13 protein-coding genes are annotated in these 15,993 nt (G+C 74.1%); 7 read left to right on the top strand and 6 right to left on the bottom strand.

Translation table 11 applies throughout. The annotated features are described in order from the left end of the window. Positions 1–94 precede the first annotated feature (94 nt). The 5 genes from ACFY3U_RS12670 to ctaD all read left to right on the top strand — a co-directional run bounded on the left by ACFY3U_RS12670 (position 95) and on the right by ctaD (position 5,818). A complete protein-coding gene (locus ACFY3U_RS12670) occupies positions 95–1,078 on the top strand; it encodes a glucosyl-3-phosphoglycerate synthase (protein WP_387199937.1) in 984 nt (327 codons plus the stop codon). Between the two features lie 106 nt (positions 1,079–1,184). Then, positions 1,185–2,342, top strand: a complete 1,158-nt coding sequence (locus tag ACFY3U_RS12665) for a glycosyltransferase (protein WP_387199479.1) — start codon at positions 1,185–1,187, stop codon at positions 2,340–2,342. Between the two features lie 102 nt (positions 2,343–2,444). Beyond that, the gene (locus ACFY3U_RS12660) at positions 2,445–2,909 is read left to right on the top strand and encodes a DUF4383 domain-containing protein (protein ID WP_387199476.1); all 465 of its coding nucleotides are present in this window, start codon (positions 2,445–2,447) and stop codon (positions 2,907–2,909) included. 91 nt (positions 2,910–3,000) lie between these two features. Further along, a complete protein-coding gene (locus ACFY3U_RS12655) occupies positions 3,001–3,726 on the top strand; it encodes an ATP-binding protein (RefSeq protein WP_387199473.1) in 726 nt (241 codons plus the stop codon). Between the two features lie 88 nt (positions 3,727–3,814). Beyond that, positions 3,815–5,818 (top strand): cytochrome c oxidase subunit I, encoded by a 2,004-nt coding sequence (gene ctaD / locus ACFY3U_RS12650; protein ID WP_387199470.1) that lies wholly within the window; start codon positions 3,815–3,817, stop codon positions 5,816–5,818. A 63-nt stretch (positions 5,819–5,881) separates the two neighbouring features. On the opposite strand, the gene ACFY3U_RS12645 is transcribed toward ctaD, so the two are convergent. The 4 genes from ACFY3U_RS12645 to ACFY3U_RS12630 all read right to left on the bottom strand — a co-directional run bounded on the left by ACFY3U_RS12645 (position 5,882) and on the right by ACFY3U_RS12630 (position 11,773). Beyond that, on the bottom strand, positions 5,882–7,027 hold the full coding sequence (locus ACFY3U_RS12645) for a SigB/SigF/SigG family RNA polymerase sigma factor (RefSeq protein WP_387199467.1): 1,146 nt from the start codon (positions 7,025–7,027) through the stop codon (positions 5,882–5,884). Positions 7,028–7,311: 284 nt separating this feature from the next. After that, a complete protein-coding gene (locus ACFY3U_RS12640) occupies positions 7,312–8,724 on the bottom strand; it encodes a hypothetical protein (protein WP_387199464.1) in 1,413 nt (470 codons plus the stop codon). A gap of 180 nt (positions 8,725–8,904) precedes the next feature. Continuing rightward, positions 8,905–10,662: a thiamine pyrophosphate-binding protein gene (locus tag ACFY3U_RS12635; protein ID WP_387199461.1), complete on the bottom strand. Its 1,758-nt coding sequence runs from the start codon at positions 10,660–10,662 to the stop codon at positions 8,905–8,907. Next, a complete protein-coding gene (locus ACFY3U_RS12630; RefSeq protein WP_387199458.1) occupies positions 10,655–11,773 on the bottom strand; it encodes a Vms1/Ankzf1 family peptidyl-tRNA hydrolase in 1,119 nt (372 codons plus the stop codon). Before ACFY3U_RS12630 ends, ACFY3U_RS12635 begins: the two co-directional genes overlap by 8 nt. A 131-nt stretch (positions 11,774–11,904) precedes the next feature. Between ACFY3U_RS12630 and ACFY3U_RS12625 the strand changes: the two genes are divergently transcribed. After that, positions 11,905–12,447, top strand: a complete 543-nt coding sequence (locus tag ACFY3U_RS12625) for a hypothetical protein (protein WP_387199455.1) — start codon at positions 11,905–11,907, stop codon at positions 12,445–12,447. A gap of 16 nt (positions 12,448–12,463) precedes the next feature. Here ACFY3U_RS12625 and ACFY3U_RS12620 read toward each other — a convergent pair whose 3' ends face one another. Beyond that, a complete protein-coding gene (locus ACFY3U_RS12620; protein WP_387199453.1) occupies positions 12,464–12,802 on the bottom strand; it encodes a DUF3817 domain-containing protein in 339 nt (112 codons plus the stop codon). Between the two features lie 162 nt (positions 12,803–12,964). Between ACFY3U_RS12620 and ACFY3U_RS12615 the strand changes: the two genes are divergently transcribed. After that, positions 12,965–14,443, top strand: a complete 1,479-nt coding sequence (locus tag ACFY3U_RS12615; RefSeq protein WP_387199450.1) for a glutamate--cysteine ligase — start codon at positions 12,965–12,967, stop codon at positions 14,441–14,443. A 259-nt stretch (positions 14,444–14,702) separates the two neighbouring features. Here the strand turns inward: ACFY3U_RS12615 and surE are convergent, their stop codons facing one another. Then, positions 14,703–15,659, bottom strand: coding sequence for a 5'/3'-nucleotidase SurE (gene surE, locus ACFY3U_RS12610; RefSeq protein ID WP_387199447.1), 957 nt, complete (start codon positions 15,657–15,659; stop codon positions 14,703–14,705). Positions 15,660–15,993: the final 334 nt, after the last annotated feature.

Raw genomic sequence — 15,993 nt, 5'->3', positions numbered from 1 at the left:
CGTGGGGGCGTGGATGGGAAAACCCAATCCGCTCTTTCCGCCACGATCTGGGGGTGTGCCAGTGCGGGATTCAGAATCGATCGTCTCACCCGTCGTGGAGGCATGGGCGACGTACCGGACCACGTCGGCGCAGGACTGGCCGGTGGACCGGCTGCTGCGGGCCAAGGGTGACAGCCGGGTCAGCGTGGTGCTGCCGGCCCGCAACGAGGAGGCCACGGTCGGTGCGATCGTGGCCACCATCCGCGAACACCTGATGGACCGGGTGGCCCTGGTCGACGAGCTGATCGTGGTGGACTCGCGGTCGACCGACCAGACCGCGCGGGTGGCCAGGGCCGCCGGCGCCGAGGTGGTCAGCCAGGACGCGATGACCCGGGGCCTGCCGCGGCTGACCGGCAAGGGCGACGCGCTCTGGGCCGGCCTCGCCGCCGCCGAGGGCGACGTCGTCGCGTTCGTCGACGCCGACCTGCGGGAGTTCCGGCCACACTTCGTGACCGGCCTGATCGGCCCGCTGCTGACCGACCCGTCGGTCGACTTCGTCAAGGGCTTCTACCACCGGCCGCTGGTCGGGGCGACCAGCACCGAGGCCGACGGCGGCGGGCGGGTGACCGAGCTGATGGCCCGGCCGCTGCTGAACCTGTTCTGGCCGGAGCTGGCCGGCTTCGTGCAGCCCCTCGCGGGTGAGTACGCCGGCCGTCGCGAGGTGCTCTCGCGGGTGCCGTTCGTCTCTGGCTACGGGGTCGAGACGGCGATGCTGATCGACCTGCTGGAGCTGGTCGGCCTGGACGCGCTCGCCCAGGTCGACCTCGGCGAGCGCAAGCACCGCCACCAGGACACGGCGGCGCTGGGCCGGATGTCCGCGCAGATCATGCACACCGCCTGGTCGCGGCTGCAGCGGCGCGGCTGGGCCAGCCCCGGCACGATGCCGGCCACCCTGCTCACCCAGTTCCGTCGGGGCGGCTCGGACGCGCTGCCCAACCTGGATCGGGAGATCGTGGTCAGCGACGTCTCGGTGGAGGAGCGGCCGCCACTGGCGCAGCTGCGCCACCGGGTGCCGCGGCGCCGGGTGGCAGCGGCGTGAGGCGGTCCGAGCGACCGTGGCGGTACGACCGGCCCTGCGGGCCGGTCTCTGACGTGTTGGGGCGGACGGCCGACGGCGGCCCCGCCGAGGGAAGGACCACGACCCGATGACTCTCACCGTGCTGATGAACGCCGGACCCTGGCTGTCCGTGCCGCCCCCCGGTTACGGCGGGATCGAGAACGTCATCGCGACCCTGGTGCCCGAGCTGCGCCGCCTCGGCGTCAAGGTGGTGCTGGCCTCGGTGGACAGCAGCACCCTGCCGGTGGACGAGAAGTTCTCCGTCTTTCCCGACGGTCAGTTCCACGCCCTGCAGCGGCCGTACAACCAGGTCTGCGGGGTCTCCCAGGCGCACCTCAACGGCGTGGTGCGGCTGCTGCGCGACCGGAACGACATCGACCTGGTCCACGACCACGTGGAGGCGGTCGGGCTGGCCACCATGGCGGCGATGGGCCCGGACGCCCCGCCCGCCCTGCACACCCTGCACTGGGACCTGTGCAAGCACCCCGAGTTCTACGGCAACCTGGACGCCGGCGCCCGGGTCCGGGTCAACGGCGTGTCCGCCTCGCAGCTGGCCCGCGCCCCCCAGGCGCTGCGGGACCATTCGGTCGGGCACGTGCACCTGTCCACCCCGCTCGCGGTCGACGCCGACCGCGCCCCCCGGGCGGAGAAGGGCGACTACGCGCTCATCCTGGGTCGGATCAACCCGGGCAAGGGTCAGGACGTCGGCGCCCGGCTGGCCCACCGGGTCGGGGTGCCGCTGGTGCTGGCCGGCCCGGTAGGGCCGTACCACCGGCCGGAGGATCTGGCCGCGGCGGGCGACGAGGCCCGGCAGAACCCGGACGTGCGGTTCTTCTACGACGAGGTGGCCCCGCACGTCGACGGCGACCTGGTGCGCTGGGTCGGCACCGTGGCCGGCCAGGACCGCGACGACCTGCTGGCCGGCGCGAAGGCCTCGCTCTTCCCGCTGCGCTGGGAGGAGCCGGGCGGCACCGCGGTGGTCGAGTCGCTCGCGCTGGGCACCCCGGTGGTGGCCACCTCCCGCGGCTGCCTGCCGGAGCTGATCGAGCACGGCCGCACCGGCCTGCTCACCACCGACGAGGAGGAGCTGGGCGACCTGCTGCTCGCGGCCGACCAGCTGGACCCGGACGAGTGCCGGCGCGAGGCCGCCACGCGGTTCACCCCCGCGGTGATGGCCGAGCGCTACGTCGCGCTCTACGAGCGGGTCCGCCAGGGCGTGGCCGAACGGCAGTTGCAGGTCGCCTGAGCCGTCGCGTACCCCCTTGCCCGGGCCCGGACCGCACGGTCCGGGCCCGGGTTTGCCCGGTCGGGTCAGGGGAATTCCCGCGCCCCGACGAGAGGGGCGCGGATGGCCGGACCGATGGCGCACTCCCGGGCCCGCCGCAACCCGGCGGACGGCCGGGCCCCGGTACGCCGCGCGGCGGCCACGGTCGGGGTGCTGTTCCTGCTGGTCGGGGGGCTGGGCTTCCTGCCCGGGATCACCACGGACTACGCCGACCTGCGGCTGGCCGGCCCCGGGTCCGGCGCCGAGCTGTTCGGGGTGTTCCGGGTCTCGGTGCTGCACAACGCGCTGCACCTGGCGTTCGGGGTGGCCGGCCTGGTGCTGTCCCGCCGGGCGCGGGAGGCCCGGGCGTACCTGCTCGGCGGCGGCGCGGTCTATCTGGTGCTGGCGCTGTACGGACTGGTCGTCGACAAGCCCACCGGGGCCAACTTCCTGCCCGTGGACGACCCGGACGGCTGGCTGCACCTCGGGCTGGGGCTCGGCATGATCGGTCTCGGCCTGCTCACCCGACGTGACGGACATCGCCGCTGAGCAGGGCGGGTATCCGGTCGGTCCGGTTTCGCCCGCGGCGGCCCCGGGTAGTTCGGGGGTCAGCCAGCACGCGAGCGGAATCGAGGGGCCGATGGCGAGCCGGATCAGCTGCCAGGTGCGCGACGAGGCCGGAGTGGCCGTCGTACGCCTCATCGGCGACCTCGACCTCGGCACCATGCGGTCGGTCCACGGCGTGCTGGACCGCTGCCTGACCGACCAGCCGGACGCCCTGGTGGTCGACCTGCGCGAGGTCACGGTCGCCGACCGGCTGGCGCTGTCGGTCTTCGTCGCCGCCGCCCGCCAGGCCGCCGGCTGGCCGTCCGTGCCGCTGGTGCTCTGCTCCCCGCCGCCGGACGCCGCCGCCTGGCTGGCCGAGTCCACCACCTGCCGGGTGGTGCCGGTGCACCACGACTGCGCGGAGGCCACCCGCGACGCCGGGGCGTCCGCGCCGCGACTGCGCGCCCGGTTCGAGCCGGTGGCGACGGCCTGCCGCAAGGCCCGCGAGCTGGTCGGCGAGGCCTGCGGCCGGTGGAACGTGCCGGAGCTGGTCGGGCCCGCCTCGCTGGTGCTCAGCGAGCTGGTCGGCAACGTGGTCCGGCACGCGCACACCCCGATGCAGGTGACGCTGACGCTGCGCCGGCCGTACCTGCACGTCGCGGTGACCGACGGCAACCGCTCGACGGTGGCCACGGCCGCCCCCGGCGCCCGAGCCGAGGGCGGGCGCGGGCTGCTGCTGGTGCGGGAGACCGCGCGGCGGTGGGGCAGTTCCCCGCTGGTGGACGGCAAGGTGGTCTGGGCCCTGGTCCAGGCGAATTGACCGAAATTCCCACTCTCGCCTGGTTACATGGGCGGAGGGGCGGGTAGTCGCGCCCGTCCTTTCTGTCGTCACGACGGGGTGAAGAGCCATGGCCAGACGGGTTACCACGGAGCCGGCACGAGACCGCGGCCCGGCGATCCTCGCCCCGGCGCGGTTCGGCGGCTTCCCCGGCCCGGTCCGCCCGGCGCTGGCCGGCAACAAGCTGATCAAGCTGGTCGGCACCACCGACGCGAAGCAGATCGGCCTGCTCTACCTGATCACCTCGTTCGTGTTCTTCCTGATCGGCGGGGTGCTGGCGCTGCTGATCCGGGCCGAGCTGGCCCGGCCGGGGCTGCAGTTCCTCTCCCCCGAGCAGTACAACCAGGCGTTCACCATGCACGGCACGATCATGCTGCTGCTGTTCGCCACGCCGCTGGTGTTCGCGTTCGGCAACTACATCGTCCCGCTGCAGATCGGCGCGCCGGACGTCGCGTTCCCGCGGCTCAACGCGTTCGCCTACTGGCTGTACCTGTTCGGCGGGACGATGGTGCTCGGCGGCTACCTCACCCCCGGCGGCGCGGCGGACTTCGGCTGGTTCGCGTACAACCCGCTCAGCGACGTGGAGAACTCCCCCGGCGTCGGCGCCAACATGTGGGTGGTCGGGCTGGTCGTCTCCGGCCTGGGCACCATCCTCGGCGCAGTCAACATGATCACCACGGTGCTGACCCTGCGCGCCCCCGGCATGACCATGTTCCGGATGCCGATCTTCACCTGGAACCTGCTGCTGACCAGCGTGCTGGTGATCCTGGTGTTCCCGCTGCTGGCGGCGGCGCTGCTGGCGCTGGGCGCCGACCGACTACTCAACGCCCACGTCTACGACGCGTCCACCGGCGGGCCGATGCTCTGGCAACACCTGTTCTGGTTCTTCGGCCATCCCGAGGTCTACATCGTGGCGCTGCCGTTCTTCGGCATCATCACCGAGATCATCCCGGTCTTCTCCCGCAAGCCGATCTTCGGCTACACCGGCCTGGTGCTGGCCACCATCGCGATCACCGTGCTGTCGATGAGCGTGTGGGCACACCACATGTTCGCCACCGGCCAGGTGCTGCTGCCGTTCTTCAGCTTCCTGAGCTACCTGATCGCGGTGCCCACCGGGGTGAAGTTCTTCAACTGGATCGGCACCATGTGGAAGGGGCAGCTCACCTTCGAGACGCCGATGCTGTTCGCCATCGGGTTCCTGGTCACCTTCCTGCTCGGCGGGCTCACCGGGGTGCTGCTGGCCAGCCCACCGGTGGACTTCCACGTCTCCGACACGTACTTCGTGGTGGCGCACTTCCACTACGTGCTCTTCGGCACCATCGTCTTCGCCGCCTTCGGCGGGGTGTACTTCTGGTTCCCGAAGATGACCGGGCGGCTGCTCGACGAGCGGCTGGGCAAGCTGCACTTCTGGACGATGTTCGTCGGTTTCCACGCCACCTTCCTGGTGCAGCACTGGCTGGGCAACGAGGGCATGCCCCGGCGGTACGCCGACTACCTGCCCAGCGACGGCTTCACCACGCTCAACACGATCTCCAGCGTCGGGTCGTTCGTGCTCGGGGCGTCCACCCTGTTCTTCATCTACAACGTCTGGAAGTCCTGGCGGTACGGCGCGATGGTGACCGTGGACGACCCGTGGGGCTTCGGCAACTCGCTGGAGTGGGCCACCACCTGCCCGCCGCCGCTGCGCAACTTCGACCGGATGCCGCGGATCCGTTCCGAGCGGCCCGCCTTCGACGCGAAGTACGGTCCGCTCGTCTCCGACCTGGGTCGGGACCTGCCGCAGCGCACCACCAAGCCGCCGCAGCACTTCCGCGAGGAGCTGAAGCACGAGCACCACATGCCGGAGTCGCCGGCGGCCGAGGGCGCGCACGGCGCCCGGGAGGCGGTGGCGTACCAGCCGGCCCCGCAGTCCGGCGCCCGGCCGGTGGACGTGCCGGAGCCCGAGGAGGTACGCCGGCCCAGCTTCGAGCAGACCGACGAGCCCGAGATCGGCAACCTCGGCGCCGATCGCGACCCGCGGGGCAACGAGCGCTGGCGGCACCCGCACAGCAAGGGCGACACCGAGGAGCACTGACCGCGCCCGCCGCACGTCGCGAGGGCCGGCCCCCACCGGGGGCCGGCCCTCGTCGTACCGGCGTCAGGCCTCCACGGTGGCCGGCAGCCCGGCGGCGGTGAGCGACCGGCGGACGGCCGGCTGCACCCGGGTCAGCCGCAGCGGCACCCCGGTCCGTTCGGCGGCGTCCCGGCCGGCCAGCAGCGCGGCGATCCCGCCCGCGTCCACCCCACCGGCGCCGTCCAGGTCCACCACGACCTCGCGGGGCTGCCCGGTGACCGCCTCCAGCACCACCCGGCGCAGCTGGTCGGCGCCGTCCCGGTCGATCTCCCCGCCGACCTCGACCAGCACCCGGTCGCCGGTGCGTTTGACCGCGATCCGGTTGCGCCCGGTCTCCGTCTCGGCGGCGCCGTTCTGCCACGGCGGCGGCGCGTCGGCCAGCATCGCCTGGCGCAGCCAGGTCAGCGCCCGGGACAGCAGCCGGGACACGTGCATCTGGGAGATGCCGAACCGGGCGGCGATCTCGGCCTGGGTCTGGTTGCCGTAGAAGCGCATGGCGAGGATCCGCCGCTCCCGCCAGGGCAACCGGTGCAGCAGCCCGCTGACGGTTACCCGGTCGTCCACCGACTCCAACGCGTTGTCCGACTCGCCGACCAGGTCGCCGAACTCGGCGGAGCTCTCCCCGCCCACCGGCGCGTTCAGCGAGGCCGGGCTGTATCCGGCGGCCGACTCCAGCGCCGCCAGGATCTCCTCCTGCGGGGTCTCCAGCCGCGCCGACAACTCGGCGACCGTGGGCGCCCGGGACAGCTCGCTGGTCAGCGCCGCGGTGGCCTGCCCGACCTCCAGGATCAGGTCGCGCAGCCGGCGCGGCACGTGCACCCCCCAGGTGCGGTCCCGGAAGTGCCGCTTGATCTCGCCGACGATGGTGATCGCGGCGTACGCGGTGAACGAGCCCCGCTCGGGGTCGTACCGGTCGACGGCGTTGACCAGGCCGAGCCGGGCGACCTGCTCGAGGTCTTCCAGCGGCTCGCCGCGGCCGCGGTACCGGCGGGCCAGCCGACCGGCGAAGGGCAGCGCGAACCGGACCAGGTCGTCGCGCGCCTCCCCCCGGCGCTCGGGTGGCAGGCCGGCGATCCGCGCGGCGTACGCCAGGGCGGCCGCGTCCAGGTCCTCCAGTCCGCGATCGGTGGGTGGTGGTGGCGGTGTGGTCGTGCTGGTCTGTCCGAACATCCGCGCCTCCCTCTCCGAAGGTCCCCGCCCGGAATCGGAGCCGGTCGTGCGCGTGGTCGAGCCACGGCACCGGGTCAGAGGTTGGGTCACCTGGCGCGCCGGCGTCACCGGCGCGCGGGAGCGACGAACTGCTGCTGCGCAGCGTGGACTGGGCCGTCGCAGCGAGCGGTGTTCCCGCTCCCCAGGTACTCAACCACGGGACCCGGGGTTCGCGAGGATGTTTCGGCCGGCTGGCCCGGCGGGGCCGTGCGGCGACGCGCCGGACGTCCCGATCCGGGGGGTTCTCAGGAGACCGCGAGGCCCAGCGGGGCACCGGTGTCGCGCAGCGTGGCCAGCGCCTCGTCGACCCCCAGCGGGGGCGGTACGGGCAGGTCGTACGGCTGGCCGCGGAGCACCTCGGTGGCCCGCTTCGTGGGCACCGCGGCGACCGGGTAGCCCCGCGCGGCCGTCCGGTCCAGCGCGCGCCGGCGCCGGCCGAACGCGGCCACCGCCAGCCACTGCGGCAGCCCGGCCAGGGCCGGCGACCGCATCCCGGGCGATTCGGGCAGCACGTCCACCGAGCTGAACGGCTCACTGCCGGCCAGCCACCACTCCACCCCCTCCACGCTGCGTCGGGTCGCGTTCTCGCACCAGTACGGCACCATGCCGGCCCGGACCACCTGCCACGGGTCGAGCAGCCGGCCGCACTCGACCACCAGCCGGTCACCGGTCTTGCCCGCGCCGCGCAGCCACCTCCGGTACAGGTCGGCGGTGGCCGCGCTGAGCGCGGCCGGCTGCGGCACCAGCACCTGGCGCAGGGCGTGGCCCCGCCGCTGGGCGAACTGCCGGGCGTCGGCCTCGAAGCCCGCCTCCACGTCGTGCTCGGCGGCCCCGCCGGCCGCGGACACCTCCGGCGGCTCCCACCGGTCCCCGTCGCCGCCGGCCGAGCGCAGCACCTGCCGCAGGGCGTGCGAGTCCGGGTGGAAGTCCACCGGCTCCAACCCGCTGGCCGGGGAGCCGACCTGGAAGCTGTGCCCCTGACCCTCGTCACGTACCGGCCAGGTCCGGGCGTCGCGGACCAGCACCAGCGGGGCGCCCGGGGCCAGCCGGTCGGCCAGGAAGCGCGCGTACGCCGCCGGGAGCCCCCGCCAGCGGGCGGTCAGCGCCACCGTCGCGCCGGCCGACGCGCCCCGGCTGGCCGGACAGTGCACCTGCCGTACGTGCAGGTCCGGGTTGCCGGCCAGCAGTCGGGCGGCGAGCGCCGCCCCGTGGTCGAGCGCGGCCCGCGGCCGGTCCACCGCGCCGCCGGCCCAGTGCACGCTCATCTCGAACGCGGCGGGCAGCCACGGCACGCCGAGCGCGACGGCGAGGTGCACCGCCGCGGCGTGCGGCGAGCCGAGCACCACGCCGGCGTAGCGGCGGTGCGGGTACTGGTCCACGATCCACCGGGCCACCCGCTCGGCGTCCACCTCGGCGGTCTGGGCGACGGTGAGCGCCACCCGTCCGGCGGCGCGGGCCGCCGCTGCGCGGCGGACCGGCTCGGGCGCGGGGGTGAAGCGGGACAGCGGGGTGGGCTGGCCGAGGTCGGCGCAGTCCACGCCGCGCAGCGCGCGGGCGGCCGCGGCCACCAGCACCCGGCCGGTGCTCTGCACGGCCACCACCCGGTCGCCGGCCAGTCCGGCGCCGTCGGCCGTCGGCCCCTGGGGCGCCTTGGGCACCGGGCCCACCCTGCCTCGTTCGCTCACCACGCGGGGCGGCTTCCCGTCCCTATGGGGTCTAAACGGGGCATCCGCCGCCTATGGCACCAACCCTCTGCCGGACGTCGGTACGCCGATCGAGCGGCGGCCGAGGGTGTCCCCGCCCAACCGGGGAGAACCGGTTCCGGCCGACCTGGGACGCTAAACCAGGTCCTCCGCCTCCACCACGGTGCGGGCGGCCAGCGCGGTGTCCCGGATCCGGCGGGCGGCCTCGCCGTCGGCGAAGACGCCGCGCAGGTCGGCCAGGGCCGGCTCCGGCGGACGCAGCGACACCGCCGGGTCCACCACCGCCTCCAGCACGCAGGGTCGGTCGGCGGCGAGCGCCTCGTCCCAGGCCGCCCCGACCAGCTCCGGCCGGTCCACCCGGACGCCGTGCAGCCCCAGCAGCCGGGCCCAGCCGGCGTACGGCACGTCGGGCCGGCGGCCCCCGGTGCCGGTGACCGGTCGGCCGCCACCCATGCCGGACTGGTCGCGGTTGTTGAGCACCAGCACCACCAGCCGCGGATCCGGCCAGTCCTGCCAGCGGTGCGCCACCGTGATCAGCTCGGCCAGGCCGTTGAGCTGCATCGCCCCGTCACCGAGCAGCGCCACCACCGGCTCGTGCGGCCGGGCCAGCTTCGCCGCCACCGCGTACGGCAGGCCGCAGCCCATCGAGCCGAGCGTGCCGCAGAGCTGGGCGTTGACCCCTGGCGGCAGTTCCAGGTGCCGGGCGTACCAGTAGAGCACCGAACCGACGTCCACGGCGACGGCGCCGGTGTGGAACAACCGGGGGGACAGCTCCTGGAGCACCTGCTGTGGGTTGACCGGCTCGGCCGGCTCGGCGGCCCGGGCCACCGCGTCCTCGCGCCACCGGTCGACCGATCGCTCCACGGTGGAGCGCCAGTCCCGGTTGGGGTGGTCGGCCACCCGGGTCAGCAGGGCCCGCAGCGTCTCGGTGGCGTCGCCGACCAGCGGCACGTCGACCGGGTACCGGGTGCCGATCCGCCGGCCGTCGATGTCGACCTGGACGGTGCGGGTCTGGCCGGGCATCGGGAAGTAGTCCGTCCACGGGTCGTTGGTGCCGACCAGCAGCAGGGTGTCGGCGCCACCCATCAGTTGGGCGGCGGCGGTGGTGCCCACCTCGCCGAGCACACCGGTGTGGAACGGCAGCCGCTCGTCGAGCACGGGCTTGCCCAGCAGTGAGGTGGCCACCCCGGCGCCGAGCCGGTCGGCGAGCGCGATGATCTCCTCCTCCGCGCCCCGGGCCCCCTGCCCGATCAGGATCGCCACCCGGTTCCCCACGGTGAGCAGCGACGCGGCGGCGTCCAGGTCGGCGTCGTGCGGCAGCACCCGGGCCAGCGGCTCGCCGGGCGTGGCGGTGAACACCCCGGCCGCGTACGACTCGAGGTCCGGCACGGCCGCGACCTGCAGCGCCCGGGGCAGCACCACGCAGGTCGGGCCGCGGGTCGCCGCGGCCGTCCGGAACGCCTGGTCCAGCACCGCCGGCACCTGAGCCGGCACCCGGCCGTAACGGACGAACTGGCAGACGTCGCCGAAGAGCCGGCTCAGGCCGATCTCCTCGTGCGCACCGCCCAGCGGACCGGTGATGTCCTCCCCCACGATCGCCACCACCGGCTTGCTGTCCAGCTTCGCGTCGTACAGGCCGTTGAGCAGGTGCACCGCGCTGGGCCCCTGGGTGGCCAGGCAGACCCCGATCCCGCCGGTGAACTTGGCGTGCCCGGTGGCCATGAACGCGGCGGTCTCCTCGTGCCGCGCGGGCACGAACTCCGGGTCACCGCCGGCGGCGTCCAACGCCGCGACCACCGGGGCGATCGCCTCGCCCGGGTAGCCGAAGGCGCGCGGCACCCGCCAGGCCCGGAGCCGTTCCACCACCAGGTCCGCGACGATCCGGTCAGCCATTGCCGCGCCCCGGGGTGCCGGCGTCCACGTAGCGCAGCACCGCGCCGACGCCGTCGGTCAGGTCGGGCGCCTCGTCCGGCCCGAGCACGGTCAGCTCGGCGTCCGTGCCGACCAGGGCGCGCACCAGGGCCGCGTCGGCGCGTACCCGTTGCGGGTCCCGGACGGCGGCCAGCTGGCCGGGGTCGGTGGCGATGTCGGTGGGCTGCGGACCGACCCAGAGCTGCCCGGTCGCCGACGGGTCGTCGACGATCAGCATGGTGTCGACCTGGTTGCGTTGCAGGGCGGCGACCACGGCGGGCAGGCCGGCCCCGACGTCCTCCTGCATGCCGAAGCGGTCCAGCGCCGCCGTCACGTGCTGGTCGGCGACCTCGGCGATGGTCTGCACGGTGAGGTCGTCCATGGCGGCCGGGTCGGCGCCGCCGGTGCGCGCCCCCGCGTCGGTGCGGACCACCAGGTTCTGCCAGCGCTCCGGCAGCTGCGCGGCGATCATGCCGGTGGCCCGGATGTCGCCGGCCACCACCACGACCTCGGCGCCGACCCGCTCGGCGAGCTCCGCGGTGGCGGCCGCGGCGTCGCCGGCGTTGTGGTGCCAGGCCTCCATCGCGGCCCGCTGGTAGCGCGACTGCGACCAGCCACCCGGGTTGACCCGGCGCAGCTGGAAGTCCTCCCGGCCGGTGACCTGGGCCTTGCGCGGCACTCCCCCGGCGCTGACCGCGATCGCGTCGGCGCCGGTGCGGTCCGCCAGCACCCGCACCCAGGCGACCTGCTCGCCGCGCTGGGCCAGCATCGGCATGACGTGCGGCAGCGCGGTCCAGGCGGCCAGGTCGCGCAGCGGCGGCGCGGCGAGGTACTCGGTGAGCACCACCCGGCCGCGGGTGGCGAAGGCGGCCAGGCCGTAGTCGCCGGGCATCGGGTCGTGCCCGCGGACCACCCGGTCCAGCGCGGCGATGGTCGGCTCGTCCGCGCCGTCCGCGGCGAGCTGTTCGGACAGCGCCCGCCAGCGCAGGTCGACCGCCGGTCGCGCGTCGTGGGTGTCCCGGGAGGCGTCCAGGTAGACCGAGCACCACGGCCCGGGACGATCGTAGAGCGGGCGCAGGAAGGACAGCTGCATGCTCGACCCCTTTCCGGCTCGGCCGCCCGCTTACCCGCGCCGCCGGAGATGTCACCTCGGTTCACTCACGCCGCCGGAGTCGGACGACCGATACCATCAGTGCACGTTTCCTGACGCTCGGTGGTGTGATCATGGAGTACGACCTGCGTACCCGCGTGGTACGACCGACCGACGGCATCCTCACCGGCCGGGTGGTCCGGCTGATGGAGGGCTATCCGCGGGAGCTCAGGATCGGCCAGCCGGTGCTGGTCGCGGTGGTGACCGCCGCCAGCGTGGTGGGGCTGCTGCTGATGCTGCTGCGCACGCTGGTGTCGTCGATCGGCGGAGGTGGCGCCCGGCGGAGGTGGAAGGAGCTGAAGCAGGGCCCGGAGTTCCTGGTCACGCCGCTGCGCATCCGCGACGACGCCGGCCTGCTCTACGAGGTTGAGCTGCACGGCCACCTGCCGCAGAGCGCCCTGCACCCCGCCGACCACGTGCAGCTGACCCTGCGCCGGCAACCGGATCCGGACCTACCGCCCCGGGTGGAGCGGATCGTCAACGTGACCACCGGTCAGCTGCTGCGGCCGCGTACCGCGACGCTCTGGTCGCACCTCGGGCCGCCGCTGCTGCTGCAGGCGGCGCTCGGCGTGCTGCTGGTCGCCGGGCTCAACGCCTGCTCGGTCCTCACCGGCTGAGGCCGTCCGCGATCCGTCAGCCCACGGGGGTGAGCGGACGCTCCGGGGCGGGCGCGGTGCGCAGCATCCCCCGCCGGTGCGCCCAGCGCTCGAAGACCAGCGTGGCGAACGGCGGCACCGAGCAGGCCAGCGCCACCAGGGTCACCGGCACGCTCCACCGGTGCCGGCGGGCCACCGCCAGGGTCAGCAACCCGTACGCGACGAAGAGCGCGCCGTGGATCGGCCCGAAGATCTTGACGCCGATCTCGTTCGCCGGCGGGCCGTACTTGACCGCCATGCCGACCAGCAGGGCCAGCCAGGAGCAGGCCTCCGCGATCGCCGCCACCACGAACAGCCGGGTCGTCTTGTCGCGCATCGGGCCATGCTAGCCAGCCGCCCCCGGCCGCCCCGGCGACAGCGGCCCGGACGCGATCGGGATCACTCGGCCCGGACTGGGTACGTAAAGAGTCCTTCGGGTCTTTCCCGTGCCGTCGCGACGTGCGAGGTTGGGGGGACCAACGGTGACAGGGTGGTGACCATGGGCGAGGACGTGGGCGTACGGACTTTCAGCCGGGAGGACCGGGCCCGCTACCGGGAGAAGGTCCGCCGCTGCCTCGACGTGTTCGCCGAGATGCTGCGCGAGTCGCGCTTTGACGTGGAACGGCCGATGACCGGCGTGGAGATCGAGCTGAACCTGGTCGACGAGGATTTCCAGCCGGCGATGCGCAACGCCGACGTGCTCGCCGCGATCGCCGACCCGAGCTTCCAGACCGAGCTGGGCCAGTTCAACGTGGAGATCAACGTCCCGCCCCGCCGGCTGACCGGGGCCGGCACCGCCGCGTTCGAGGACGAGGTCCGGGCCAGCCTGAACGCCGCCGAGGAGAAGTCGCGGGCGGTCGGCGCGCACATGGTGATGATCGGCGTGCTGCCCACCCTGCGGCCGGAGCACCTGACCGCCGAGACGCTCTCGGCGAACCCGCGCTACAACCTGCTCAACGAGCAGATCTTCGCCGCCCGCGGGGAGGACCTGCCGATCGCGATCAGCGGGGTGGAGCGGCTGGCCACCACCGCCGACACCATCACCCCGGAGGCCGCCTGCACCAGCACCCAGTTCCACCTGCAGGTCAGCCCGGCCCAGTTCGCCGACTACTGGAACGCCGCCCAGGCGGTCGCCGGCATCCAGGTCGCGCTGGGCGCGAACTCGCCGCTGTTCTTCGGCCGGGAACTGTGGCGGGAGACCCGGGTGCCGCTGTTCCAGCAGGCCACCGACACCCGCTCCGAGGAGATCAAGGCCCAGGGCGTACGCCCCCGGGTGTGGTTCGGCGAGCGCTGGATCACCAGCGTCTTCGACCTGTTCGAGGAGAACGTGCGGTACTTCCCGGCGCTGCTACCGGTCTGCGACCCGGAGGACCCGGCGCGCACCCTGGCGGCCGGCGGCGTGCCGAAGCTCGCCGAGCTGCGGCTGCACAACGGCACCATCTACCGCTGGAACCGGCCGGTCTACGACGTGCTGCGGGGCCGCCCGCACCTGCGGGTGGAGAACCGGGTGCTGCCGGCCGGGCCGACCGTGGTGGACACCATCGCCAACGGCGCCTTCTACTTCGGTGTGGTCCGGGCGCTGGCCGAGTCGGACCGTCCGCTGTGGTCGCAGATGTCGTTCAGCGCCGCCGAGGAGAACTTCACCAACTGCTCCCGGCACGGCATCGACGCGCAGGTCTTCTGGCCGGCGCTGGGCTACCTGCCGGTGACCGAGCTGGTGCTGCGCCGGTTGCTGCCGCTGGCGCACCACGGGCTGGACCGGTGGGGGCTCGACCCGGCCGAGCGGGACCGGCTGCTGGGCATCATCGAGCAGCGCTGCCTGACCGGGCGCAACGGGGCGACCTGGCAGGTGGAGACCCTGCACCGGCTGGAGTCCGCCGACCACCTCGACCGGCCGGAGGCGCTGCGCGAGGTGGTCCGGCACTACGTCGACCTGATGCACAGCAACCGCCCGGTCCACGAGTGGCCGATCCCCTGAACCGGAGCTGACCCGACGGCGTGGCGGGTCGCGGTGCCGGAGACCGGGGGAACACGGGCAAGCGCGGGGAAGCCGTGGGAAGCCCTGCGTCCTGGTCCCTCCTCCCGGAGCGGTCCGTCTGCGGGATCCTCGCGCCCGCGTCGCCGGGACGCGACGTGGCGCGGCGCCCCGGGCGGGCGGCAGCGCCCCTTGCGGGACGCCGCCGCCCGCCCGGGCCACGGTGTTCACCCCTGATCGGACGGCCGCGACGGCGGGCGGGTCAGGGCGTGAGGCTGTTCAGGAAGCGCACCCGGGCCACGTCGCGCGGGCCGGCGGTGAGGTCGGCGTCGATCGGGCTGATGCTGATCCTGCCGGCCTGCAGGGCACTCCAGTCGCTGCCCGGCGCGGGCGTCCCAGTCGGCCCACCGACCGACAGGGCATACGTCCCGGGCTCGCCGGTTGCCCCGGTGGTGTTGCGGAACCCGAAGCGGAGATAGCCGTTGCGGTCCACCCGGGTCAGGCTCGTGCCCGTCGCCGGGGTGGCGCCGGGGTAGTTGATGTTCAGGCCGAGGCCCTCCGGGAGCAGAGCGCCACCACGGGCGTTGCGGGCGAGCGCCGCCACCACGTCGCCGGTGTACTCGGCGACCTTGTCCTTGAGCGCCAGAGACTGGTCGACGGTCTTGCCGTCGATGCTCACGGCGATCGCCGGAATGTCGTTCTCCAGGGCCATGGTCGCCGCGCTCACCGTCCCGGAGTGGGTGACGATGTTGCTGTAGTTTCCGCCGGGGTTGATACCGGACACCACGAGGTCCGGTGGGTCGTTGCGGAACACCGCGTCGAGGCCGACGATCACCGCGTCGCTGGGCGTGCCCGTCACGGTCCAGACGCCGTTTTCGGGGTTGGCGAGGTTCACCGTCGGATAGGTGATCAGCGTTCCGGTGCCGCTCTGGTTCGTCGCGGGGGCGACCACGGTCACCTCGTAACCGTCGGCGACGAGCGCGGTACGCAGCGCCGCGATCAGCGGGGTGTTCGACCCGCCCGGTCCGATCCAGCCGTCGTCGTTGGTGATCATGATGCGCAGCGGGCGGGCGTCGGCCTGCCGGTCGACCGGGGACTGCTCGGCGGGCTGACGGTGGGGCTGGGCGGTGGCGGTGGCGGTGGCGTCGAACGAGCCGACCGCGGCGACGGCCACGGCCACGGCCAGGACGAGGGGGGCGAGGCGACGAGCTGTACGCAAGGGGACTCCCATCTGAGGTTCCACCCGGGACCGGACACCGGTCTTCGCGCGTGGCGGATTGTCCAGTGTAGACGGGCGCCGCAAGCACCGAAACGACCTCCGGGCCGGCCCTCTGGCCGGGCGAACCCCGGGTCCGGCGCGCCGGGGCCGTGCCCGGGGTGCCGCCCGGCGACCCGCCCGAGGCGCGGGCGGCGGGCGGGTCGGCGGTCGGCGCGCCGACCGAGGTGCAGCCGGCCGGCGCGACGGCGGGCGCCGCGGCGACGGCCACCGGGGCGGGCCGGCGCACCGGCGACCCTCGCCCGTGCTCCTTCCGTCAGACCTTCAGCACCACCTT

This window comes from Micromonospora sp. NPDC000089 (genome assembly GCF_042899365.1).
Classification (GTDB): Bacteria; Actinomycetota; Actinomycetes; order Mycobacteriales; family Micromonosporaceae; genus Micromonospora.
This window is presented reverse-complemented; position numbering and strand designations above follow the sequence as displayed.